Here is a 22,614-nt window from a genome sequence, read left to right on the forward strand (position 1 = left end):
GCGTTTTGAATCTATGCATTCCTATGCAGGAAAATCAAAGGCGTAGATTCAAACGCATACCCACCAAAATATAAGTAAAATGGCCTCTTGCGTCGAGAAGGACAACGAACTTATAGTCCTCTTGCATGCGCATTCACGCTCGAATTCCAACACAAGGCAAAGCACATGAGACTAGGAGTTGATGTCGGCGGGACGTTCACCGACCTCGTATTGCACGATGAATCAAACGGCCGGGTGGTGCAGGCCAAGACGCCGTCAACGCCCGAGGACCAGTCGATCGGTGTCGCGAACGGGGTCAAGCTGATCTGCGAAAAGGCCGGCGTGGATCCGAAAGACATCTCTCTCATCCTGCACGGCACCACGGTTGCGACCAACGCCGTGCTTGAAGGCAAGGGGGCCCGGGTCGGGCTGCTGGTGTCGGAAGGATTCGAATACACGCTTCACCTGGCCAAGTCCTGGACGCCCGGACCGTTGTTCGGATGGATCGTGATGGACAAGCCGGAACCGCTGGCCTCCCTCAAGGACACGCGCGGAATCCCGGAACGCATGAACGCTCGGGGTGAGATCGTCACGCCGCTGGACCGCGAGAAGGCCACCGCGCTGATCGACGATCTGTGCAGCTCGGGGATCGAGGCTCTGACCATCTCGCTGATGCATGCCTATGCCAATCCCGAACACGAGCGTGCCCTGGCCGAGATCGTCAAGGAGCGTTACCCGGACATCCCCGTGTCGCTGTCGTCGGACATCCTCCCCGAGTTCCGCGAATACGATCGCGCCATCACCACGGTGATGAACGATTACGTCCGCCCGATCATGAAACGCTACCTGTCGCGGATCGAAGAGCGGCTGGCGAGCGAGGGCCTGTCGTCGCGCCTGCATATCGTCCGTTCCGATGGCGGTCTGATGAGCGCCAACGCAGCGTCGGAACGCCCGGTGCACACGGTGCTTTCGGGCCCGGCCGGCGGCGTAACGTCGACAGTGATGATTGCCCGGCGGACCGGGATCCGGAACCTGCTGGCCTTCGACATGGGCGGCACATCGACCGACGTGTCGGTGATCCTCGACGGCGAGCCGACGATCTCGCGCTCGACCGAGGTCGGATCCTTCCCGGCGAAAGTGCCGACGCTCGACGTGCGTTCGGTCGGGGCCGGCGGCGGCTCGATCGCGGATGTGTCCGAACTGACGAACTCTCTCCGTGTCGGCCCGCGCAGTGCCGGCGCACGCCCGGGTCCGGTCTCCTACGGTCGCGGCGGTACAGAGCCGGCGGTGAGCGACGCCAACGTCGTGCTGGGCTATCTGCCGCCCGTCCTGCTGGGCGGCGACATGAAGCTGGACGTCGACGGTGCCCGCGAGGCGGTGGGCCGTGTCGGCGCACAGTTGGACCTTGGCCCCGAAGAGGCGGCGCAGGGCATTCTCGACATCGCCAACGAGGTGATGCTGGGGGCGCTGCGGGTCATCACCGTGCAGCGCGGCTATGACCCGCGCGACTTCGGCATCGTGGCCTTCGGTGGCGCGGGTCCGCTGCATGCCAACGCGATGGCCGAACTGCTGGGCTGCTACCCGGTGGTCGTGCCGACCAACCCGGGTGTCCTGTCGGCCCTGGGCTTTCTCGAGGCCGAGTTCAAGAACGAGTTCGTGCAGACCTTCATCCGCTCGACCAAGGGCATGGATGCCGACATGGTCTGGACGCGCTTCGCCGAGCTTCAGGACAAGGCGGTCGAGTGGCTCGACGCCGAAGAAGTCCCGACCGGTGATCGCACGATCCGCTATTCGCTGGACCTGCGTTACGAACAGCAGGGCTTCGAGGTCACGGTAGAGATCGACAAGGCCACGGTCGAGGCGCGCGGCGGGCTCGAAGGCGTGATCGAACGCTTCAACGAGCTGCACGAACAACTCTACGGTGTGCGCTTCCATGTTCCGGTCGAACTGGTCGCCCTGCGCGTCGTTGCCACCGGCGCGACCATGCCCGTCAAGGAATCCATAGCGGCGGTCGAAGGTTCGGATCTCGCCGATGCGCTGATCGAGACGCGGCCGTCGTTCTTCAAGGGCGAATGGGTCGATACACCCAACTACGATCGGGCCAAGATTCCGCCGGGCGTCAAGGTGCCCGGGCCCGCCATCATCCGGCAGTACGACACCACGACCGTCCTGCTCCCCGACCACTACGCCGAGCTGGAGCCCCACGGCAACCTGCTGATCTGGCCGAATTCGAAGGATGCCTGACATGAGCACTGTTGACCCGATCACGCTCGATATCATCGAGAACGCATTGAAGAACGCCCGGTTCGAGATGGACGGCGTCGTTGTCCGGATCTCGCTTTCGCCGGTGATCCGCGAACAGCACGACGAGTTCCCGATGATCTGCAATCATCGTGGCCAGATGATCGTGGGCCAGTTCGGCTCCTACATCCCGGCCATCGTCGAGCAGTTCGACGGCGATCTGAACGAAGGGGACATCTTCGTCTGGAACGACCCCTATGCCTGCAAGGGCTCGATCTCGCACAACAATGACTGGTGCGTGATGATGCCGATCTTCCACGAAGGCGTGCTGGTCGGCTTCTCGTCGATCTTCGGCCACATGGTCGACGTGGGCGGCAAGGTCCCGGGCTCCATGCCCTTTGACGCGCGGACGATCTGGGAAGAGGGGCTGCGCGTGCCGCCGGTGCGCATCTACGACAAGGGCGTGCTGAACGAGGGCGTCCTGGCGATCATGCTCAACAACAGCCGGACCCCGGACATGAACCGGGCCGACCTGATGGCGCTGATCGCGGGCTGCAAGACCGCGGCCAAGCGGGTGGGTGAGCTGTGTGACCGGTTCGGTCGCGAGACCTACATGGCGGCGACGGACATGCTGCTGGACCGCACGCGCGACGCCATGAAGGTGCTGATTTCCAAGTACATCTCGGAAGAGCCGGTGTCCTTCACCGACTATGTCGACGACGACGGCGTCGGCAACGGCCCCTTCAAGATGACCCTGTCGATCTACATGAAGGACGGCAAGGCGGTGTTCGACTGGACCGGCACCGACGACCAGGCGGAAGGGCCGATCAACTTCCATATCCACGAAGGGCTCTGCAAGCTGTTCTTCGGGGTCTACATGATCATGGCCTTCGATCCGGACATCCTGTTCAACGAAGGCTTCTACGATCTCTTCGAGATCATCCTGCCCGAAGGCAGCCTGTTGAACCCCAAGTTCCCGGCAGCGCTGTCGAACCGTCTGAACACGCACACCCGGTTCTTCGACTGCCAGGCCGGCGCGCTGGGTCAGCGGGCGCCGCACCTGTCGATGGCGGCAGGCTATGGCACCAGCCCGCACTTCATCTTCACCGGCCACGACAGTGAAGGGAAGTACTTCCAGCTGATGGAGCTGCTCTTCGGCGGCGTTCCCGGGCGTCCGCGCGGCGACGGGCTTGACGGTCATGCCTGGTGGCCTCTCTTCTCGGCGACACCGATCGAGTATATCGAGAACTACTACCCGGTTCAGGTCGACAGCTATCGTCCGGTCAAGGACAGCGGCGGTCCCGGTCTGCACCGCGGCGGCGCGGGGATCGAGAAGGTCTATCGCGTGCTCGAATCCGGGAAGATCTCGATCCATGACGACCGCGAGGTCGTGCCGCCCTGGGGCATCAACGGGGGTCTCTTCGGCGGGACCTCGGCGAAGTGGATCGTGCGGCAGACGACCGGCGAGAAAGAACGGATTCCGTCCAAGATCGACAATCTCGAGGTCGAGGCCGGCGACGTGATCATTTTCCGCACCGCCGGGTCCGGCGGCTGGGGCGATCCGTACGAACGCCCGGCCGAAGAGGTCGCACGCGATGTGCGCTATGATCTCGTCTCGCCGGAAAAGGCGCTCGAAGGGTATGGCGTTGTGCTGGGTGATGACCTGTCGCTCGATGTCGCCGCGACCGAAAAGCTGCGCGCCGAGCGCCGGGCGGAACGGGGCGAGCCTGAGCCGTTCAACTTCGGTTTCACGCCGCAAAGCGCCTGACGCGCGAACCGCAGTGTAGAAAAGCAAAGACCCGAAGCGTGCTTCGGGTCTTTTGTCGAGAACGTCAGTGTCGAGGTCCGGTTATTCGGATTTGGCAGGTGGTATCGTGTTCCGCCATACGAGGTGGCCCCCGATCGGCAGGTCACTGGCGATATCGACGCTGGAATCCGGATTCTCCAGATTCAGAAGGTCGAGGGTCGCGCGGACCATGCGATTGATCGGCTGGCGCACCGTTGTCAGGCGATAGGGCAGGCGGGCGCCTTCGGGGATGTCGTCGAACCCGGCCACCATGACGTCTTCCGGAACCCTCAGGCCGTATTCGATCCGGAGCACGTCCATCGCGCCCATCGCCATGATGTCGTTGATGCCGAAGATCGCGTCGGGGGGCGTGGCGTCGTTGGCCATCATCGCCTTGGCCGCCTCGACCCCGCCTTCATAACTTGATCCGCCTTCGTAGGAGTTGATCGCGCTTCGCGGAATACCGGCGTCGAGAAGCCTGTCGACGAAGCCGGTCGCGCGGTCGGCGCTGGTGGTCCCCTTCGGGTCGCCGGTGATCATCGCAAAGGTCCGGGCGCCGGCGGCCAGGAACGCCTCGGCAATCTGGCGACCGCCTGCGGGATTGTCGCAGCGAACGCCGAATGCTCCGGTGTTGGGGATGTAACGGTTGAACAGAACGACCGGAATCCCGCGGTCGTGGCACATGCCGACCATGCGGGTCGACAACTGGGCAGAGGTCAGGATCACGCCGTCGACCTGGTAGGGCAACAGCTGCATGATGGCATCGTCGGTGTGCATGTCTTCGGTCAGCGTGAACACCAGCATGTGCCGGTTGAGCGCTTGCAATTCGCGCCCGAAGGTCTGAAGCACGTGGGTATAGAACGGGTTGTTCAGATCCCCGAGGATAATCGCGACGATGTTGGACCGATGCGTCGTCAGGCTGCTCGCAATCGAATTGGGAACGTAGTTGAGCTTCCGTGCTGCATCCAGCACCTTTTCGCGTGTCTCGGCGGCAATGCTCGATCCTGGCTTGAATGCCCGCGAAACGGCAGATTGCGATACACCCGCCAACGCGGCAACATCAAAGGATGTGGTGCGTATGGAGCCCTCTCGTATCTTGTTCTTTCTGGGCAAACGCCAAGTTCCTTCTCGCTGCTAATTCGGTCTCGTATTCAGGCTCTTCATAGGCCAGTAGGTCTTCGCCGCAATTGCAAGAATTTTATTGGCCGGAGCTTGGCGAAGACTATGCAATGCACCATCCGCCATCGACTGGAAACACCACGCCGGTCGTGAACGTTGCGTCGCCGCTCATCAGGAACAGGGCGGCATTCGCCGACTCGCGCGCCGTGCCGAAGCGCCCCATGGCATGGCGCTGCTTTGCGGCCTCGACGGCAGTGCCGGGTTTGCCCCGGAACGACCGTGTCATCATCGGGGTATCGGTTGCGCCCGGGGCAATCGCGTTGACGCGAATGCCTTCGGCCGCGTGGTCCAGGGCGAGGCTGCGGCACAACGTGTTGATCGCGCCCTTCGATGCGGCATAGGCCGGGCAGTCGCGTGCGCCGGCAATCGAAAGCTGGGACGAGCACAGCACGATCGATCCGCCTTTCTGCCGGAGCGCGGGCAGGAACGCGGCGATGGTCCGCACGGTGCCGAGCACGTTGACGTCGAACACCCTTTGCCAGCCAACGATGTTGAGCGTGTCGATGCGACCACCCATCTCGATACCGGCAAAGGCGGCCAGGCCGTCGATCCCGTCGGGCACCCGCCGGGCCGCCTCGGCCAGGCGTTCCTCGCTGCAGACATCCACGCTGACACATTCGGCCCCGGCCGGCATGCCGTTCGCAAATGTCACGTCAAGCGCGAGAACCTGCGCGCCCTCTTCGCAAAGCTGGCAGGTCGTGGCGTAACCGATGCCACTTCCGGCACCGGTCACGACGAAGGTCTGCCCTTCGAACCTGTTCGAGCTCAAAACGGGTTCTCCTGCAGCCAGGCGACATATTCCGCAAGGCCGTCGCGGAACGCGATCTGCGGTTGCCAGCCCAGTTCGCGTCCTGCGCGCGAGACATCCATCGGCGCCTGTACATCCGTTCCGGGCATCAGCCCCGGGCCGACCTCGACACTGACCCCCGGGACCAGGTCCGAAACCATCTGGACGATGTCGCGCACCGTGAAGGTTTCCTGGCCGTTCACGTTGTAGACAGCCGAGGGCAGGGGGTCAGCCTCGAGTGTCGCGATGATTGCATCCACCACGTCACGCACATGGACGAACTGCAGTATGTGGTCGCCGCCCTCGGGGATGGCGTAGGGAATACCCTTTGCGGTGCGCACGGTCGGCTGCAGGATCGCATCCGTCACGCGGCCAGGCCCGTAGACCCAGCCGATCCGAAGCGCCGCGGCGCTCAATCGGTATTGCCCGGCGTAGGACTGAAGCAGCAGGTCGGTCGCCGCCTTGCTTGTGCCATAGGCGTTGCTGGCGCCGAGCGGCGTGGATTCGTCCGCCAGCGGGACGTCGACCGTCGGGCCATAGGCCGATACCGACGACAGCCCGACGAAGCGGCGCAGCCCGAAGGAATGTCCCAGCGACAGCAGGGCAGACGTGCCGGTGATGTTGATGTCGAGCACCTCGGCCGGGTTGTCCTCGAGCAGCATCGGCCCCGAGATCCCCCCGCAATGGATGATGCTGTTGCTGCGGGCCACAAGCGGCGCATGGCGCAGGGTATCCCGGATATCCGCCGCGTGGAATTCGTAACCCGGATCTTCGGACGGGGCCGCGACATCGGTGCCGATGACAGTGTAGCCACGCTGGATCAGGGCGGGGGTGAGGTGGCGGCCGATGAACCCGGCCGCCCCAGTCACGTAGACTGTTTCCTTAGTGTCGGTCATGGCCTTACCCAAGGTCGGTTTCTTCGCGCCCGCGGGCAAATTGCGACACGGTCACCGCCAGGATCAGCGCGCAGCCGTTGAAGGCGCTCGTCACCCACAGCGGGATCCCCAGCATGGTCAGCCCGGTGATGCCCGTGGCCAGGAAATAGACCGAGATGACCGCACCCCAGGGGTTGAACCGTCCAGGTATGATCGCCGTCGCGCCCAGGAAGGCAGCGGCGAAGGCCGGCAGCAGGAAGTTCAGCCCCGAGAACGGATCGGCCGCGCCCAGCAGGCCCGCATAGATCACCCCGCCAAACGAAGACAGGAAGGCCGAGGCGACGAGGCAGCCGATCCGAACCCGGCCGACATCGATCCCCGAGAGCCGCGCCACTTCGCGCCCGCGTCCCACGAACAGGATGCGGCGGCCCAGGGGCGTGTATTCAAACACGAGCCAGATCACGATGGCCACGAGGATCACGTAGTAGAAAGCGTAGGAGATCCCGAAAAGGCGCCCGCGACCGACCATGTCGATCAGGGTCGGAGAGATGCCCCCGATCGTCGACGAATTCGTCATCCACTGCACCAGGCCGGTGATGACCGAGGTGGTGCCAAGCGTCACCACCAGCGAGGGGATGCGCACGAAGACGATGAAGAAGGCGTTGACAAGCCCGACGACAACCCCGGCGGCGAGCGCGGCCAGGACTGCCAGGAAAAGCGGCACGTCGTTGACGGCGTTCAGCACCCCGATCGTGACCGCCGAGAGCGTGAGCGTGGCGCCGACCGAAAGATCGTAGTCGCCGGCGGTCAGCGGTATGACCAGGGCCAGCGCGAGGATCGCGCCCGGGGCTTGGGTGGCGAAGAGGATCGAGAAGTTCGTCCAGGTGAAGAAGATGCCGGGAAGCACCAGCGCGAAGATGCCGATGATCAGGATCCAGACGAACACCAGACCGAACCGCTCGATGAAGTTCAGAAAGTTGAACGGCTTTCGGCTTTTGGTTTCACGCGACATCGAGAGTGGTGTGTCCATAGCAGGCCTCGGCAATGTTGTCTTTTGAGATGTGGCTGCCCGTCAGTTCGTCGACGATGCGACCACGGGCAAAGATGAGAACGCGGGTGCAGAGATCCGCGAGTTGTTCGGCGTCCGAGCTGGCCACGATGACCGAAGCCCCGTTCTTTGCGGCATTGCGGATCACGCCATAGACCTGCTGACGGGTGCCCACGTCGACGCCCTGCGTCGGCTCGTCGAGCATCAGCAGTTCGGGATCGCGGATCATCCATTTGGCCAGCAGCACCTTCTGGGCATTGCCGCCGCTGAGCTGCCCCAGCCTGAGGGAGGGATCGTTCGGCCGGACCTCGTATTCGCTGGAAAGGTCGCTCGCCCGCCGGCGCATTGCGCCCCGGTTCAGGCCCAGCTTTCCGAGAAAACGCTCCATGTCGAGCAGAAGCATGTTTTCCGCGATCGTCAGGGTCGGCACGCCGCTGGCCTTGGGCCGGTCCGACGGCAGAAGCGCCATCTTGCGCGCGACCGCCTCCTTGGGCGTGATGGTGCTCAGGTCATATGACCTGCCATCCAGCTCCAGCTTGCCGGTCGATGAGGTGCGGGCGCCGAATACGAGGTAGGGCACCTTTTCATAGCCCGAGCCCAGCAGTCCGGTCATGCCGAGGATTTCGCCCTCGGCGACCTCGAATTCCGGCACCTCGAGCTCTGGTTCCCTTATTCCGGTCACCCGGGCCTTGACCTTGCGGCCGGCGGCGACCGGCGCTTCGGTGACGCTGCGCGCCACGCGGCGGCCGATGATGCCCTCGACGAAATCGTCATGGGTTGAGTCCTTCGTCACCAGCGTGCCGCTGACCTCGCCATCCCGCAGGATGGTCGCGCGGTCGGTGATCTCGCGCACCTCGTCGATGTCGTGCGAAATGAAGATGACGCTGTCGCCATGATCCACCACCTGGCGCACCAGCTGGAACAGCCGGTCGACACCTTCCTTGGGCAGGAACGGGGTCGGTTCATCGAGGATCAGCAGCCCGCGGCCGCCAGTCTCGGCGTCGGAGCGGCGCAGATCTTCGGACGCGCGCATGATGGCCAGCAGCGCCTGGTCGGTCTGGCTGAGTGTGCCGGTGCGCGCGGACAGGTCGAAATGCATGCCGAACCGGTCGAAGGTGGCCTGCGCCGCGCGCCGTTCGGCGCGCCAGTCGATGATCGCCTTGCGCTCGGTCACAGAGGCGACCCGCATGTTTTCCAGCACGGTCAGCGTGGGAACCAGGCCAAGGTGCTGGTGCACGAAGGCCATCTGGAACTCGCGAAAGGCGCCGGGGCGCATCGGAAGCGGGAGCTTTCGGCCAAAGACCGAGATTTCGCCGCCGGGATCGGGCGGGTGAAAGCCTGCCAGCACCTTCACGAAGGTGGATTTGCCGCAGCCGTTCTGGCCCAACAATCCGTGGACCTCGCCTGGCGCGACCTCGAAATCAATTCCTTTGAGGGCGCGAGCGCCCCCAAAGGTCTTTGCAATTCCAGAGACCTGCAGTGCGGGTACTGTCGTCGCATTGCTCATGGTTTCTTGCCTATTGTTTCCTGACCTCGGGGAGATTTCGGTCAATCCATCATCCAGGTCTTATGAAAGCCCTTCACGTATTCGTCGCCGTAGCCCTTGTTCGGTTCGGCGGGAACACCAGCGGTTTCGATGTTGGATTCGTCAAAGAGGTAGTAAGGCACACCGATGTCTTCCGGCATGGGCAGGCCGGCGAGATTGCGCATGTAGCCGTCGATGGTGGCGCGCGCGATCCAGTCGAGGCTTTCGCCGATGTCCATCTCGACCTTGCCTTCGCGGATGAAGTCCAGAACGAAGGGCGTGCCGTTCGAGGTGGCGACCTTCACCGTCTCGCTCTTGCCGGTCAGCTCGATTGCGGGAACGACGAACTGGCTCATGGAATCGTAGATCGGGATCACGTAGTTGGCGGTCGGCTTCGAGATCAGCGCAGACTGGACGGACGGCTGGATCTTGGTGCCCCATTCGGTGATGCCGACGTTGATCTCCTGAAGGATCTCGCACTTCGGGCAGTTCTCGCTCAGCGCGTCGCGGATGCCCTGCACCAGCGGCGCTGTCGGCGGGACCTCGTCCGATTTGACCACGATGGCGCGTGCATCACCGCCGGTCTTGTAGATCATCCAGTTGCCCAGGATGTAACCCTGACCGTAAAAGCTGACCGGAAGGTCACCGGCAAGGTGCTCGCTCGCGGGCTGCGACGGGTCGTAGAAATGCGACGTGAAGACCTTGACGCCGGCTTCCTTGGCGGCCTGCAGCTGAGGCTCGACCACAGCCGGGTTCACGCCCGAGATCAGGTCCACGATGTCGAAATCGTTGGCGATGGCATACTCGATGCCCTGCACCCACTGGTTCGGCTGGCCCTGGTTTTCCCATTCCCGGACTTCCAGCCCGATCTCCTTGCCGACTTCAATCTCGCGCCGGATGATCCCCTTGAGGAACTGGTTGGCGCTGGTGTTCGGGATCGAGAGCATCTTCTTGCCCTCGGCGACCTTGCGGATGTCGAAGGGTTCGCCGGCCGGCTCGTAGACCGGCAGGGCGCGGTGGCTCTCGATGATTTCGGTTGCGCGTGCCAGGCCGTCCGCAGCTTCGTCCGCAAAAGCGATGCCCGTGCTGGCTCCGACGAGAAGGGCTGCAGCAGAGGCTTGGCAGATTGTCCGGGTGAGTGTCATTGATTTCCCCTGTTGGTTGCTCGGGCGTCCCAGCCCGCTACTACGCGACGCATGCGTATGCATCAGACGATTCCCGGGATGGCGCTGCTTGTCAACACTTGTTGGGCCTTAACGATCGGGTGCTGATCCGCGTTCGTGGGCGAATGCACCGTTGTTCATCGGGTCATCGGTCTGTTCTCCTGGACGCATATTCAAATGATGCGCGTCGGCCGGGCAGGTCCGAGTTCTGAACGCTCTTGACCCCGTTTTCCTTAAGCAGAGATGCATTTTGCTGTCCTGAATCCGCCGTGCGGCACGGGCCGTGGCACCCAGGCGTCCGGGGCGAAACGGCAAGTATTGATGCAGCCTGAGAAAATTGAACCGGGTCGGCGCCGGATCTTGTCAGGATGGATTGACAGATTTTTAAAGGCTCCGCTATGCATACGCTTGCATGAACTTTTCCCGCATGTGAGCCGCCGCTTGCATGCGGGGCACCCGGTTCGCGGCGTTCTGATGCCGGGCCAGGGGCGTTATCTGGCAAGAGAAGGGTATCACCGTGAAAATCGACCGCACCAAACCGGAGTTCGATCTCGAAACTGCCGTCATCGTGGTAGGGGCAGGCGCCGCAGGGCTGACCGCCGCGCTCGCCGCACGGGATGCCGGCGCCGAGGTCCTTCTGCTGGAGCGCGACCCGGTGGCGCGCGGAAGCACCTGCATGAGCCAGGGCTTCGTTTGCGCGGCCGGCACCAGTTTGCAGGCCGAGCGCGATATCGAGGACGATGCGGACCGCTTCTACGAGGATATCATGGCGCGCACCCGCGGGCAGGCCGATCCGGTCCTGGCGCGTGCCGTGGCAGAGAATTCGGGCCGGGCCATCGACTGGCTGAAGGATCGGCACGGCATTCCGTTTGTCATGAACATTTCCTGGGCCGGGTTCTTCGGGCATTCGGTGAACCGGATGCACGGTGTCCCCTCGAAGCGCGGCGAGGAACTGCACGGCGCCCTGATGCGGGCCGCCGAGGAAGCCGGTGTCGATGTCATCACCGGTGCGCATGTCGATCTGCTGTATGCCGATGCCGACGACCGGGTCACCGGTGTCCGTGTTCAGCGGACCGACGGCTCGGTCGAGAAGGTGGGCTGCGACGCGCTGGTCCTGGCGACCTGCGGTTTCGGCGCCAACGAGGAGATGGTGAAGGAATTCATCCCGTCCTTCGGCACGGCCTCATACTACAAGTATTTCGGCCACGAAGGGAACGAGGGTGAAGGCATCCAGTGGGGCCGCGAACTGGGTGGCGCGCTTGGCAGCATGGATGCGTTCCAGGGCTATGGCGCGCTTGCCGGGGCTTACGGGATCATCGTCAACTACGATATCCTGATGCGCGGCGGGATTACCGTGAACACCGAGGGCAAGCGGTTTTCGAACGAAAACCTCGATATCTCGGCACAATCGCTGAACGTGTTGCGCCAGCCCGACGGCATCGCCTGGATCATCTTCGACGACGCGCGCCGCGAGCTGGTACAGGACCTGCCCGAGTTCCAGGACCTGACCAAGCTTGGCGCCTTCAAGACGGCCGCCACGGTCGAAGAGCTTGCCGAGGTGATCAAGGTCCCGGCCGGGGCGCTTCGCGAAACCCTGGACGAAAGCCGCCGGTTGGCCGCGGGCGAGGGCAGCTGTCCCTTCGGCCGGGATTTCACCCTGAACCCGCCCCTGTCCGAAGGGCCGTTCCACGCGATCCAGACCACCGGCGCATTGTTCCACACCCAGGGCGGCCTGAAGGTCGACGGCCGGGCGCAGGTCTTGCGGGAAGACGGGACCGTCCTGCCCAATCTTTTCGCCAGTGGCGGAACCGCCGAGAGCATCTCGGGCAATCACTGTGACGGCTACCTGCCGGCGGCCGGCCTTTGCATGGCGGTGACGCTCGGCATGCTGGCCGGGGACGCGGCCGCGAAGCTCAACGAGGACTGAACCATGGATCATACTGGCAAAAGCGTCCTCGTCACTGGCGGGGCAAGCGGCATCGGCCTGGGCATCGTGAACCGTTTCCTCGACGAGGGCGCGCGTGTCGCGGTGCTGGATCTTGACACCTGCCACATCGAGGGCGCCGAAGACCGGCTGCTTGGCCTCACCGGCGATGCGGCGGACGAGGCGACCGTCGACAAGGCGGTGGCGGACACGGTCGGTGCCTTCGGGCGGCTCGACGTGATGGTCTGCAATGCCGGGGTGATTTCCATCAACCCGGTGGTCGGCATGGAGTTCGGCGAGTGGAAGCGGGTGACCGAGATCAACCTGCACAGCGTCTTTCTCGGATCCCGTGCCGCGGCCCGGCAGATGATGGCACAGGGCACCGGCGGCGTGATCGTCAATGCGGCCTCGGGCGCGGCACGGCGCGGCGCGGCGAACCTGGCGCATTACTGCGCGTCCAAGGCGGCCATCGTGTCGCTCACGCAGACGCTGTCGATCGAACTCGCGCCCCACGGCATTCGGGTGAACAGCTACACGCCGGGCCATATCGAGACGCCGTTCTGGGACGACATCGCCGCGGGCTTTGCCCGGGTGTCCGGCCAGACGCCGGAGCAGGTGATCGACGGCTTCCGGGCCAGCGTTCCGGCCGGGCGCTTCGGCACCCCCGAGGATGTGGCCGCGGCCGTGTCGTGGCTGGCCTCGGACGATGCCTCCTATGTCAGTGGGCAGGCCATCGCAATGAACGGGGCCGAGCTGCCCTTCTGATGACGGAGTGCCCCTCATGCAGGAGTTCGATTTCATAATCATCGGCGCGGGATCGGCCGGCTGCGTGCTGGCCAACCGCCTGTCGGAAGACAGCCGCAACCGCGTCCTGTTGATCGAGGCAGGCGGGTCCGACCGCAACCCGGTCTTCACCATCCCCCTGATGGCCGGTGCCGCCTATTTCTGGAAGCCCAGCAACTGGCATTACGAGACAGCGCCGCAGCCCTACATGGACAACCGTTCGGTCAAATGGCCACGCGGCAAGGTGCTGGGCGGCTGTTCGACAATCAACGGCATGATGTACATGCGCGGCACGCGCGCCGATTACGACCATTGGCGCCAGCTTGGCCTGCCCGGCTGGAGCTATGACGACGTGCTGCCCTACTTCAAGCGCGCCGAGAGCAATCCCGAACGCGAGGGAGACCCTTTTCACGGTCAGGACGGGCCGCTCCACGTGGAGAAGGCCCGTGCCGACAACCCGCTATACAAGGCCTTTCTCTCCGCAGGTGCGGCCGAGGGGATGCCGGTGAACCAGGATTTCAACGGGGCCCGGCAAGAGGGGCTTGGGGTCTACGACTTCAACGTGAAAAACGGACGCCGGGTCAGCAGCGCGACCGCCTACCTGGATCCGGTGCGGACCAGGCCGAACCTGGAGATCCGGACCCATACCCACGTGACCGCGATCCGCATGGAAAATGGCCGCGCCGTGGGGCTGGACCTGGAGCGGGGCGGGGCGAAGCAGCAGGTGAATGCGCGGCGCGAGATCATCCTCAGCGCCGGGGCGATCAATTCGCCGAAGCTGCTGCAGCTTTCGGGGATTGGCGATTCCCAGCGGTTGAAGGCGCTTGGGATCGTGCCGCGCGTACATCTGCCCGAGGTTGGGCAGAACCTGCAGGATCACCTGGGCGTCTACCTGAAATACGCCGCCAGCCAGAAGATCACCCTTTTCGGGTTGTTCCGCCCCGACCGCTTCGTTTCGGCGATGGCGCGGGCCTGGCTCTTTGGTAAAGGCCCGGCGACGGCGGTGCCTCTCGAGGCCGGCGGGTTCCTGAAGACACGGCCCGAGCTGGACGAGCCCGACATCCACATGACCTTCGTGCCGGGGCTGAACCTGGAAACCACGCGGGCGGGCCAGGGCGGACATGGCTACCTGATCAGCTTCTACCAGCTTCGGCCCGACAGCCGCGGAGAGGTGCATGTGACCAGCGCCGATCCGATGGCCAAGCCGACGATGGATCCGGCCTATCTGAAGGAAGACAGCGATCGACGGGTGATGCGTGATGGGGCCCGACTTGCGCACCGCATCGGCGAGAACGCTGCGATGGCGCCCTATTGCTCGCACAGGATTTCGCCGACAGAGACCGACATGATGGATGACGCGACGATCGATGCCTGGGTCCGTCAGTCGGGCAACACCACCTTCCACCCCACGGGCACCTGCCGCATGGGCGGCGATGACGGCGCGGTGGTGGATGCCGAGCTTAAGCTGCGCGGGGTCGATGGCATCCGGGTGGTCGATGCCTCGGTCATGCCGATGATCGTCAGCGGCAACACGTCGGCGCCGACGATGATGATCGCGGAAAAGGCGTCCGACATGATACTGGGCCGGCCGGCGCTGGCCGGCTGAGGCCGGGGCCCGCCCACGACGGGGGCGGGCGCCAGCCTTCAGACGCGTGCCGCCGGAGCGATCCTGCGGCGGCCCCTCAACGGGCGGCCTCAAGGACCATTTCCGCCCCTTTCGAGCCGATGGCCATCGAAATCGCGTTGAGGTTCCCCGAAGGGATCTGCGGGATGATCGAGCTGTCGATGACCCTCAGCCCTTCGATTCCCCGGACACGCAGCTGCGGGTCGACCACCGCCATGTCGTCCACGCCCATCTTGCAGGTGCCGCAGGTGTGGTAGACGTGGTTCGAGGTCGCGCGGATGTAGCGTTCGAGCTCTTCGTCCGTGACCTGGTCGGAGCCGGGGGCGAATTCACCGATCACGTAGGGCGCGAAGGCGCGCGTGGCCAGGGCGCGCCGGGCGATGCGCAGGCCTTCGGCGAGGATCCTGACGTCCTCCGGATCTCCCAGCATGTTCATCTGGATCACCGGCGGCGCAAGCGGGTCGCCCGAACGCAGCTTCAGCCAGCCGCGGCTGCGGCTGCGGTTGACGTTGGGCTGCAGCGTGACCGCCGGACGGTCGAGCATCTGGATGCCGGCTGCGCTCACGTTGAAGGCGAAGGCGCCGAAGTGGAACTGGATGTCGGGCTCTTCCAGGTCGGGCCGCGAGCGGACGAAGGCGACGGCGGATTGCAGGTAGCTCGCCGGGCCTGACATCGTGGTTGCAAAGCGCAGCCCGTGCCGGATCCGTCCCCAAAGGTTGTCGTCCATGTTCGTGGTGCGCTGGTTGACCAGGGCCTTGAGGTGGACGGCCGCGTGATCCTGCAGGTTGCGCCCGACGCCGGGCAGATCATGGATCACGTCGATCCCGTGTTCGGTGATATCGTCGGCGGGCCCGATCCCCGACAGCATCAGCAGCTTCGGCGAGTTGATGGCGCTGGCCGCGACGATGACCTCGCCGGCCGCGCGGGCCTCGTGGACCTTGCCGTTCAGGGTATACCGGACACCGGTGGCGCGGCGGCCCTCCATCAGCAGGCGTTCGACGATGGCGCCGGTCTCGACCTTCAGGTTCGGGCGCTTCATCGCCGGGCGAAGGAAGCCGCGCGCCGCCGAGAACCGCCAGCCGAGGTGCTGGTTGGCATGGGCGATAGAGGCGCCTTCGGAAGGCTCGCCGTTGTAGCCCGGGTTTTTGGGGTATCCGATTTCGGCCATCGCCTCGACGAAGACATGCGACAGTTTCGGAGCGCCGCGCAACTGGCCGATCGTCACCGGACCGGAGGTGCCATAGACATCCGTGCTGCCGTCCCGGTTGGTTTCGATGCTGCGGAAATGGCCGAGCATCGTGTCATAGTCCCAGCCGGTGTTGCCCATCTGGGCCCAGCCGTCGTAATCGCCCCTGTTGCCGCGCACGTAGATGATGCCGTTGATCGAGCTTGACCCGCCCAGCACCTTCCCGCGCGAGACCATGTCGACCCGGTCCTCCCGCGACGGATCGGGTTCGGACAGGAACATCCAGTCCGATTTGGGATTTCCGATGCAGGCGGGGCAGAGCGAGGCCACCTTGTAGCGCAGGTGGCGGTCCGAGCCGCCTGCCTCGAGCAGCAGAACCTTGTGTTTGCCCGAGGTGGTCAGTCGCTCTGCGAGGACCGATCCTGACGAGCCCGAGCCGATGATGATGTAATCCCAGTTCATCCAGGTATTCCTTGATTGAATTTCGGGGCGCGCGCTGTTTGTTGCAATCCGACGCCCGGCCGAGCGGGACCTGTGCGCGCCCCAGGTCAGTGTGCTGCGGCCGGCGCCGACGTGGATCAGCCGCAGGGTCGGGGTGACCTGCTCATCGACCGGACAGCCGTCGGGCAGACCACGTCGCTGGCGCGGGCGTTCCTCTTGGTGTCGACGGTCCTGGGCATGGTTCGGGGTCTTCGGGCTTTGCCTGTCAAAGATCGGGGCCGGCCTGTACCCGCCAGCATCGGACCTGCCGGCCGTATTCGTCACGCGACAGCTGCTGCGGTTCGGCCTTGCAGCGATCAAGCCGGTAGGAGCAGCGGCCATAGAGAAAACAGCCCTTCGGAAGATCGATCGGGCTGGGGATCTCACCTGCGAGCCGGTCCTCGTTTTCCCGGTCGACCCGTCTGTTGTGCGGATCGGGTGCCAGATGCGAGGCGATCAGCGCGCGGGTATACGGGTGCCGCGGATTCTCGAAGAGCTCGGCCGTGGCGCCGACCTCGACGATCTGACCAAGATACATCACCGCAACCCGGTCGCAGACCTGGCTGACAGTGGTCAGATCGTGGGAGATGAAGAGGAAGGACAGGCCCAGCTCGGATTGCAGCCGCCGCAGCAGCGCGATCAGGCTGTCGCGTGACGAGGGCGCCAGCACGGATGTGGGCTCATCCAGGATCACGAATTCGGGGTTGGTCGCCAGCGACCGGGCGATGTTGACCCGCTGCAGCGCGCCCGCGCCCAGATCGCCGGGGCGCATCTTCAGCATCGACGGATCCAGCTCCACCAGCCCCATCAGTTCGCGCACACGTTCCGCGCGCGCCTTCCGGTCGAGATCGCCATGGACCTTCAGCGGCTCCATCAGGATGTTTTCGACCGTCCAGCGGGCGTCGACGCTGTCATAGGGATCCTGCAGCACGATCTGCATCCGGGACCGGGTCGCCTTCAGCGCCGCGCCGGTCTTCAGCTGCACGTCGTCACCCTTGAAAAAGATCCGCCCCTCGCTCGCCTCGAGCAGGCGGATGATCAGCCGGCCGACCGTCGACTTGCCCGAGCCGCTTTCGCCCACCAGGCCAATCGCTTCGCCCGGGCGGATCGAGAAATCGACACCGTTGACCGCATGGACGCTCTTGTCGGTGCCGGCGATCGGGAAATTCTTGGTAAGCCCGTGCACATCGAGCAGCGGCGCGTCGGCCTGATCGGTGTTTGCCGGGGCGTCCGAGCGGGCCGGGACGTGGTCAGCGCTCTTGCGTTTGCGCGCAAAATAGGCACGCGTGTCGTCCTGATCCACGATCCGTCCGTTTTCAAGCACCACCACTCGGTCGCAGTAATTGGCGATGATCCCGTCTTCCTGGGTGACCAGGAGGACAGAGGATCCGGTCGTGCGGACCGTCTTCCAGAGCTGGTCCAGGAACTGCGCTTGGATGGTGACGTCCAGCCCGCTGGTTGGCTCGTCCGCGACCAGCAGTCCGGGCATGGAGCTGAGCGCCATGGCAATCAGCACGCGCTGCGCCATGCCGCCCGAGAGCTCATGCGCGAAGGAGGCGAGGCGCCGCTCGGGGTCGTTGATGCCGACGAGCTCCAGCATCTCGATGGCCCGCGACCGGGCCGCATCGGCCGAGCCCGTGTTATGGGCGCGCCAGGCGTTTCCGATCTGCGATCCGACCGGAATCATCGGGTGCAGCGATGACCGCGGGTTCTGAACGATCAGCCCGATCTCTTTTCCGCGCATGTCGCGCAAGGCGGGTTGAGGCAGTTTCAGCAGGTCGCGACCGCCCAGAATGACCTCGCCCGAGGTGATCTGCCCCATGGGTTTTGTCAGCCCCAGCATGGCGTAGGCGGCCACGGATTTGCCACTGCCGCTTTCGCCAAGAAGGCCCACGATCTCGCCCTTGCGGACATCGAGGCTGATGCTGTCGATGGCCCGTTTCTGTCCGAATGACACGGTCAAATCACGGACTGAAAGAAGATCGGATTCGGTGGCGATTGAAGCGGCCAGAGCGGTCATGGGCATTACCTACTTATCCCCGGAAGCGAGATTCGCCCGGATTGATGACAACGTATTCATAAGAAGGGAAGTGATGATTCACATCAAGCTTGGAAACAGAAACCGACAAAAGATTGCCAGAAGACGCACGAAATGAATAGTTTTTCGGCGTTCATGATGCTGAAGCGCGAAATTATTTTTCTTGACAGGTGGGCGGACTCGGAAAAGCATTGCATGCGTATGCGTTGCATATCCACTTGGAGGTATAAACAATGAGGGCTTTCATGTTCCCCCCAAATCTGCGCCAGACACTCGCCCGAACCGGGAGCGCGATCGCGCTTACCGCGGGTGCGATCCTGTCGACCGTTTCCCCGACTGCAGCCGCCGAAGGCGACACGCTGCTTTTCCTTGCCGAAGACGTTCCGTCGGGCCTCGATATCGACGGCCCGTCCATTGCGATCCCGACCACTCAGCTGGGCATGGTCCAGCTGCTGGAGCCCCTGATCGCCTACGAGTATTTCGACGAGCCCAATGAGGATGGTGTCCTCATGCCGGACTTCACCAAGCCGGTCGGACGCCTTCTGGAAAGCTGGGACTACGATCCCGAGACCCTGGTGTGGACCCTGCATCTGCGTAAGGGCGTGCTTAGCTGCGCGGGCAACGAATTTACCGCCGACGACATGATGTACACCTATGCCCGCGCGCTCAACGTGGGCAGTGCGGTGCCAAACGCCTGGTTCCTGCTCAACATGTCAGGGGTGAAGGGGTTCACCCAGGAGGTCTTCAGCCCCGACGAGGACGTGGCCAAAGAGGCCCGCATCCTGGGTGACGGGATCCGCAAGATCGACGATTACACGATCGAGGTCGAGCAGGTGGAAGCCAACCCGCTGCTTCTGGTCAACATGGCGGTGACCATCTCGCAGGGGGTGCTCGATTCCAAGGTGATGGAAGAAAACGCCACCGAAGACGATCCCTGGGCCTACGACTACGCCAACAACGTGAACCTGCCGTCCTTCGGGCCCTATTGCCTCGAAAGCTGGACCAAGAACGACGAGATCCGCTTCAAGGCCAATCCGAACTATTATCGCGGCGTGGCGCCGATCGAGACGGCGATCATCAAGAAGGTTCCGCAGGGCGGCAACCGGATCTCGATCCTGCGCAGCGGCCAGGCCCAGCTGATCCAGGGCATGACCCCGAACCAGTACGACAGCCTGCGCAAGATGCCGGGCATCAAGGTTTCGGGTGTGACCGGCAACGAAGGGCTCTTCGGGGTCATGAACTTCGCGACCCCGCCGTTCGACAACATCAAGCTGCGTCAGGCCATCGCCTATGCCATGCCCTACGAGCGGATCATCAACGTCGGCTACAGCGGTCAGGCCAAGCAGTGGGAAAGCGTCATCCCCGAGACCTATCCGGGCTACACGCCCTACGAGCCGGGCTATTCCTATGACCCTGAAAAGGCCAAGGAACTTCTGGCCGAGGCTGGCTATCCGAACGGTGAGGGGCTCGAAGAGTTCGCCGAACAGTTCAAGCTGACCTACGTTGCCGAGAAGGAGACGACGCTGGGCCCCGTGGTCAACCAGATCCGGACCGCCCTGAACGAGATCGGCATTCCCGTGACGCTCGATCCGATCCCGCAGACCCAGTACGGCGACCGCCAGATCGTGAAGAAGGACCTCGCCTTCGGTCTCAATGACCAGGAGAAGCCGATCGGCGTGGACGCGGGTTATGCGATGCAACTGTTCTTCGTCTCGGCCGAGGCGGGCGGTCTGAACAACATGATGAACTACAAGAACCCCGAGCTGGACGAACAATGGTCCGTGGCCCGTGTCGAAGGCGACATGGACAAGCGCGAGGAAATCCTGAGCGACATGCAGACCACGCTGATGGAAGATGTCGCCTGGCTGCCCATCGTGACGTTCAAGACCCAATGGGCGCATTCGGACAAGCTGAGCGGGCTCAGCTGGAACCCGTCGAATTCGCTGCTGCTCTACGATCTGCACTACTGAAGATCCCCGGCGGAACCGCACTCCCGCGGTTCCGCCCCATTCGGGAGACCATCATGATCCGAAGGTTCGTATTGAAGCGCCTGCTGACCGGAGCGCTCCAGATGCTTGGCCTGACCCTGGCCGTTTTCTTCCTCGTGCGGATGCTGCCCGCCGACCCGGTGTCGCGCCTGGTCGGTCTGAACGCCTCGCCCGAAGCCTATAAACAGGCACAGCGCAGTCTCGGGCTCGACGAGCCGGTGATGACGCAGTTGCTGAATTACCTCGGGATCGGCTCGGACTCCGGTCTGCTGCAGGGCGATCTCGATGTCTCATGGGTGACCAACGCGCCCGTTCTTGCCGAGATCGGCGCCTCTTTGCCCATCACGCTCGAGCTTCTGACCTACAGTTTCGCGGTGACGCTGCTTTTTGCAGTGCCCGTGGGCGTGGCCAGTGCCGCAAATCCGGGCAAGGCGGTCGACAAGTTCGTGTTCTTCTACGGGCTCTTCGGCGGCTCGCAGCCCGAGTTCTGGTGGGGTTTGCTGTTCGTGCTGATCTTTTTCGCCAACCTCGGCATCGCACCCGCGCCCCTGGGCATGATCAGCCCGCTTCTGCAGGCACCGCCGAGAGTGACCGGTTTCTACACGCTCGACGCGCTGATTGCCGGCGATTTCAGGGCGTTCTTCGACATCCTGCATCACCTCATGCTGCCGGTGCTCACCATGGTCTTCGTGCTCTCGGGCCCTGTCATCAAGATGGTGCGCCAAAGCATGATCCGGGCCCAGGCGTCTGACTTCGTGCTCTATGCCAACGCGGCGGGCCTCAGGCGCAAGACCGTGACCCGCTACGCGATGCGGGCGGCCATCGCACCGACGATCACGCTGGTCGGCATCCTCTATGGCGTCATGCTGGGCGGAGCCGTGCTGGTCGAGAGCGTCTTCTCGCTGGGCGGGATCGGGCAATATGCCGTCCGTTCGGTGCTTGCCTTCGATTATCCGTCGATCCAGGGCATCGTGCTGGTGATCACGGCGATTTCGCTGCTGATCTACCTCCTGCTCGACATCCTCTATGCCATCATTGATCCGAGGGTCGTCTACACATGAGCCTTCTCGACACCTCCCCGGCTGGCGCCGCGCCGCTGCCCCGCAAGGAGCGCCGGACCGCGTCCGCGCTGCTGATCTTCGCCATCATCTTTGCAGGCGGGTCCCTGATCCTGGCCTGTTTCGGCGAGATGATCGTCCCCTTCGACCCGGTCGACAGCGCCTTCATTCCGAACATGCCGCCGCCGCCGCTGCGCGACTGGCCGGGCCTGCTCTGGGTCGCGATCACCAGCACCTCGCCCGAACCGATCCACTGGTTCGGGACCGACAGTTCGGGCTTCGATGTCTTCTCGCGGGTGCTCTGCGCGCCCCGGATCGACCTGACCATCGCGCTCGCGGCGAACTTCCTCGCGATGCTGATCGGCATTCCGTTCGGTCTTGTGGCGGGCTATTTCACCAACCCCGCGACAGAGTTCATGATGCGCGTCTCGGACGTCATCCAGTCCTTCCCGGTCTTCATCTCGGCAATGATCCTCGTGGCCCTTGGCGGGCAATCGGCGATCAATGTCATCATGGCGCTGTCGCTGCTCTACGCTCCGATCTACGTGCGCCTGACCCGGTCCGAGGCGATGGCCCAGAAGAGCCGCGGCATGGTCGAAGCCTCGCGCGCCATCGGTCAGAGCGAGCTGCGGATCGCGCTGCAACATGTGCTGCCCAATTCGATCGGACCGTCTCTGGTGCAAAGCTCGGTCACCATCGGTTTCGCCATCCTGCTGACCGCGGGCCTGTCCTTCGTCGGCGCGGGCGTGCGTCCGCCGGACCCGGAATGGGGTCTGATGATCTCGACCGGGGCCAATGACATCGTGCTCGGCCAATGGTGGACCTCGGTCTTCCCCGGAGTCGCGATCTCGCTGACCGTGTTCTCCTTCGCTGTCATTGGCGACGCGCTGCAGCGCCGCTATGATCGCTGATTTTCCTCAAGATTTCCCAAGACAGAAAGCCAAAGACAA

At 63.9% G+C, this 22,614-nt stretch carries 16 protein-coding genes; 8 read left to right on the top strand and 8 right to left on the bottom strand.

Annotated features, from left to right (window positions below):
* The first annotated feature begins 165 nt into the window (after nucleotides 1-165).
* Nucleotides 166-2,223, top strand: coding sequence for a hydantoinase/oxoprolinase family protein (locus ATO3_RS18680; RefSeq protein WP_088651419.1), 2,058 nt, complete (start codon nucleotides 166-168; stop codon nucleotides 2,221-2,223).
* Nucleotide 2,224: 1 nt separating this feature from the next.
* Complete coding sequence (locus ATO3_RS18685) at nucleotides 2,225-3,988, top strand: hydantoinase B/oxoprolinase family protein (RefSeq protein WP_088651420.1); 1,764 nt, start codon at nucleotides 2,225-2,227, stop codon at nucleotides 3,986-3,988.
* Nucleotides 3,989-4,069: 81 nt separating this feature from the next.
* On the opposite strand, the gene ATO3_RS18690 is transcribed toward ATO3_RS18685, so the two are convergent.
* The 6 genes from ATO3_RS18690 to ATO3_RS18715 all read right to left on the bottom strand — a co-directional run bounded on the left by ATO3_RS18690 (nucleotide 4,070) and on the right by ATO3_RS18715 (nucleotide 10,565).
* Nucleotides 4,070-5,119: a LacI family DNA-binding transcriptional regulator gene (locus tag ATO3_RS18690; protein ID WP_088651421.1), complete on the bottom strand. Its 1,050-nt coding sequence runs from the start codon at nucleotides 5,117-5,119 to the stop codon at nucleotides 4,070-4,072.
* Nucleotides 5,120-5,228: 109 nt separating this feature from the next.
* Nucleotides 5,229-5,954, bottom strand: coding sequence for an SDR family NAD(P)-dependent oxidoreductase (locus ATO3_RS18695; RefSeq protein WP_158218004.1), 726 nt, complete (start codon nucleotides 5,952-5,954; stop codon nucleotides 5,229-5,231).
* The gene (locus tag ATO3_RS18700) at nucleotides 5,951-6,868 is read right to left on the bottom strand and encodes an NAD-dependent epimerase/dehydratase family protein (protein ID WP_088651423.1); all 918 of its coding nucleotides are present in this window, start codon (nucleotides 6,866-6,868) and stop codon (nucleotides 5,951-5,953) included. The genes ATO3_RS18695 and ATO3_RS18700 overlap by 4 nt, the downstream gene beginning before the upstream one ends.
* A gap of 4 nt (nucleotides 6,869-6,872) precedes the next feature.
* Nucleotides 6,873-7,877 carry an ABC transporter permease gene (locus ATO3_RS18705; protein ID WP_233152218.1) on the bottom strand — a complete coding sequence of 335 codons (1,005 nt, stop codon included), beginning with the start codon at nucleotides 7,875-7,877 and terminating at the stop codon, nucleotides 6,873-6,875.
* On the bottom strand, nucleotides 7,849-9,402 hold the full coding sequence (locus tag ATO3_RS18710) for a sugar ABC transporter ATP-binding protein (protein ID WP_088651424.1): 1,554 nt from the start codon (nucleotides 9,400-9,402) through the stop codon (nucleotides 7,849-7,851). Before ATO3_RS18710 ends, ATO3_RS18705 begins: the two co-directional genes overlap by 29 nt.
* A 41-nt stretch (nucleotides 9,403-9,443) precedes the next feature.
* Nucleotides 9,444-10,565: a sugar ABC transporter substrate-binding protein gene (locus ATO3_RS18715; protein ID WP_088651425.1), complete on the bottom strand. Its 1,122-nt coding sequence runs from the start codon at nucleotides 10,563-10,565 to the stop codon at nucleotides 9,444-9,446.
* 535 nt (nucleotides 10,566-11,100) lie between these two features.
* On the opposite strand from ATO3_RS18715, the gene ATO3_RS18720 reads away from it, so the two are divergent.
* The 3 genes from ATO3_RS18720 to ATO3_RS18730 are packed head-to-tail and all read left to right on the top strand — an operon-like array spanning nucleotide 11,101 to nucleotide 14,896.
* The gene (locus ATO3_RS18720) at nucleotides 11,101-12,510 is read left to right on the top strand and encodes an FAD-dependent oxidoreductase (RefSeq protein WP_158218005.1); all 1,410 of its coding nucleotides are present in this window, start codon (nucleotides 11,101-11,103) and stop codon (nucleotides 12,508-12,510) included.
* A 3-nt stretch (nucleotides 12,511-12,513) separates the two neighbouring features.
* Nucleotides 12,514-13,272 (top strand): SDR family NAD(P)-dependent oxidoreductase, encoded by a 759-nt coding sequence (locus ATO3_RS18725; RefSeq protein ID WP_088651427.1) that lies wholly within the window; start codon nucleotides 12,514-12,516, stop codon nucleotides 13,270-13,272.
* A 16-nt stretch (nucleotides 13,273-13,288) separates the two neighbouring features.
* Nucleotides 13,289-14,896, top strand: a complete 1,608-nt coding sequence (locus tag ATO3_RS18730) for a GMC family oxidoreductase (RefSeq protein ID WP_088651428.1) — start codon at nucleotides 13,289-13,291, stop codon at nucleotides 14,894-14,896.
* Nucleotides 14,897-14,972: 76 nt separating this feature from the next.
* On the opposite strand, the gene ATO3_RS18735 is transcribed toward ATO3_RS18730, so the two are convergent.
* Nucleotides 14,973-16,562: a GMC family oxidoreductase gene (locus ATO3_RS18735; protein WP_088651429.1), complete on the bottom strand. Its 1,590-nt coding sequence runs from the start codon at nucleotides 16,560-16,562 to the stop codon at nucleotides 14,973-14,975.
* A 244-nt stretch (nucleotides 16,563-16,806) separates the two neighbouring features.
* Nucleotides 16,807-18,537: an oligopeptide/dipeptide ABC transporter ATP-binding protein gene (locus ATO3_RS18740; protein WP_158218006.1), complete on the bottom strand. Its 1,731-nt coding sequence runs from the start codon at nucleotides 18,535-18,537 to the stop codon at nucleotides 16,807-16,809.
* Nucleotides 18,538-18,863: 326 nt separating this feature from the next.
* Here ATO3_RS18740 and ATO3_RS18745 point away from each other — a divergent pair, with 326 nt between their 5' ends.
* Genes ATO3_RS18745 through ATO3_RS18755 form a run of 3 tightly spaced genes read left to right on the top strand, consistent with a single transcriptional unit; the run spans nucleotide 18,864 to nucleotide 22,575 of the window.
* Nucleotides 18,864-20,588 (top strand): ABC transporter substrate-binding protein, encoded by a 1,725-nt coding sequence (locus ATO3_RS18745; RefSeq protein ID WP_158218007.1) that lies wholly within the window; start codon nucleotides 18,864-18,866, stop codon nucleotides 20,586-20,588.
* 53 nt (nucleotides 20,589-20,641) lie between these two features.
* A complete protein-coding gene (locus tag ATO3_RS18750; protein WP_158218008.1) occupies nucleotides 20,642-21,667 on the top strand; it encodes an ABC transporter permease in 1,026 nt (341 codons plus the stop codon).
* On the top strand, nucleotides 21,664-22,575 hold the full coding sequence (locus ATO3_RS18755) for an ABC transporter permease (RefSeq protein ID WP_088651433.1): 912 nt from the start codon (nucleotides 21,664-21,666) through the stop codon (nucleotides 22,573-22,575). Before ATO3_RS18750 ends, ATO3_RS18755 begins: the two co-directional genes overlap by 4 nt.
* The last annotated feature ends 39 nt before the right edge of the window (nucleotides 22,576-22,614 follow it).

It is taken from the genome of Marinibacterium profundimaris (genome assembly GCF_002210095.1).
In the GTDB taxonomy this organism is placed as follows: domain Bacteria; phylum Pseudomonadota; class Alphaproteobacteria; order Rhodobacterales; family Rhodobacteraceae; genus Marinibacterium; species Marinibacterium profundimaris.

Excerpts from the sequence above, each read along its gene's own strand:
- ATO3_RS18715 (WP_088651425.1), bottom strand. The coding sequence starts at position 10,565 with ATGACACTCACCCGGACAATCTGCCAAGCCTCTGCTGCAGCCCTTCTC.
- ATO3_RS18680 (WP_088651419.1), top strand. The coding sequence starts at position 166 with ATGAGACTAGGAGTTGATGTCGGCGGGACGTTCACCGACCTCGTATTG.
- ATO3_RS18745 (WP_158218007.1), top strand. The coding sequence starts at position 18,864 with ATGTTCCCCCCAAATCTGCGCCAGACACTCGCCCGAACCGGGAGCGCG.
- ATO3_RS18730 (WP_088651428.1), top strand. The coding sequence starts at position 13,289 with ATGCAGGAGTTCGATTTCATAATCATCGGCGCGGGATCGGCCGGCTGC.
- ATO3_RS18725 (WP_088651427.1), top strand. The coding sequence starts at position 12,514 with ATGGATCATACTGGCAAAAGCGTCCTCGTCACTGGCGGGGCAAGCGGC.
- ATO3_RS18735 (WP_088651429.1), bottom strand. The coding sequence starts at position 16,562 with ATGAACTGGGATTACATCATCATCGGCTCGGGCTCGTCAGGATCGGTC.
- ATO3_RS18755 (WP_088651433.1), top strand. The coding sequence starts at position 21,664 with ATGAGCCTTCTCGACACCTCCCCGGCTGGCGCCGCGCCGCTGCCCCGC.
- ATO3_RS18705 (WP_233152218.1), bottom strand. The coding sequence starts at position 7,877 with ATGGACACACCACTCTCGATGTCGCGTGAAACCAAAAGCCGAAAGCCG.
- ATO3_RS18750 (WP_158218008.1), top strand. The coding sequence starts at position 20,642 with ATGATCCGAAGGTTCGTATTGAAGCGCCTGCTGACCGGAGCGCTCCAG.
- ATO3_RS18685 (WP_088651420.1), top strand. The coding sequence starts at position 2,225 with ATGAGCACTGTTGACCCGATCACGCTCGATATCATCGAGAACGCATTG.
- ATO3_RS18700 (WP_088651423.1), bottom strand. The coding sequence starts at position 6,868 with ATGACCGACACTAAGGAAACAGTCTACGTGACTGGGGCGGCCGGGTTC.
- ATO3_RS18710 (WP_088651424.1), bottom strand. The coding sequence starts at position 9,402 with ATGAGCAATGCGACGACAGTACCCGCACTGCAGGTCTCTGGAATTGCA.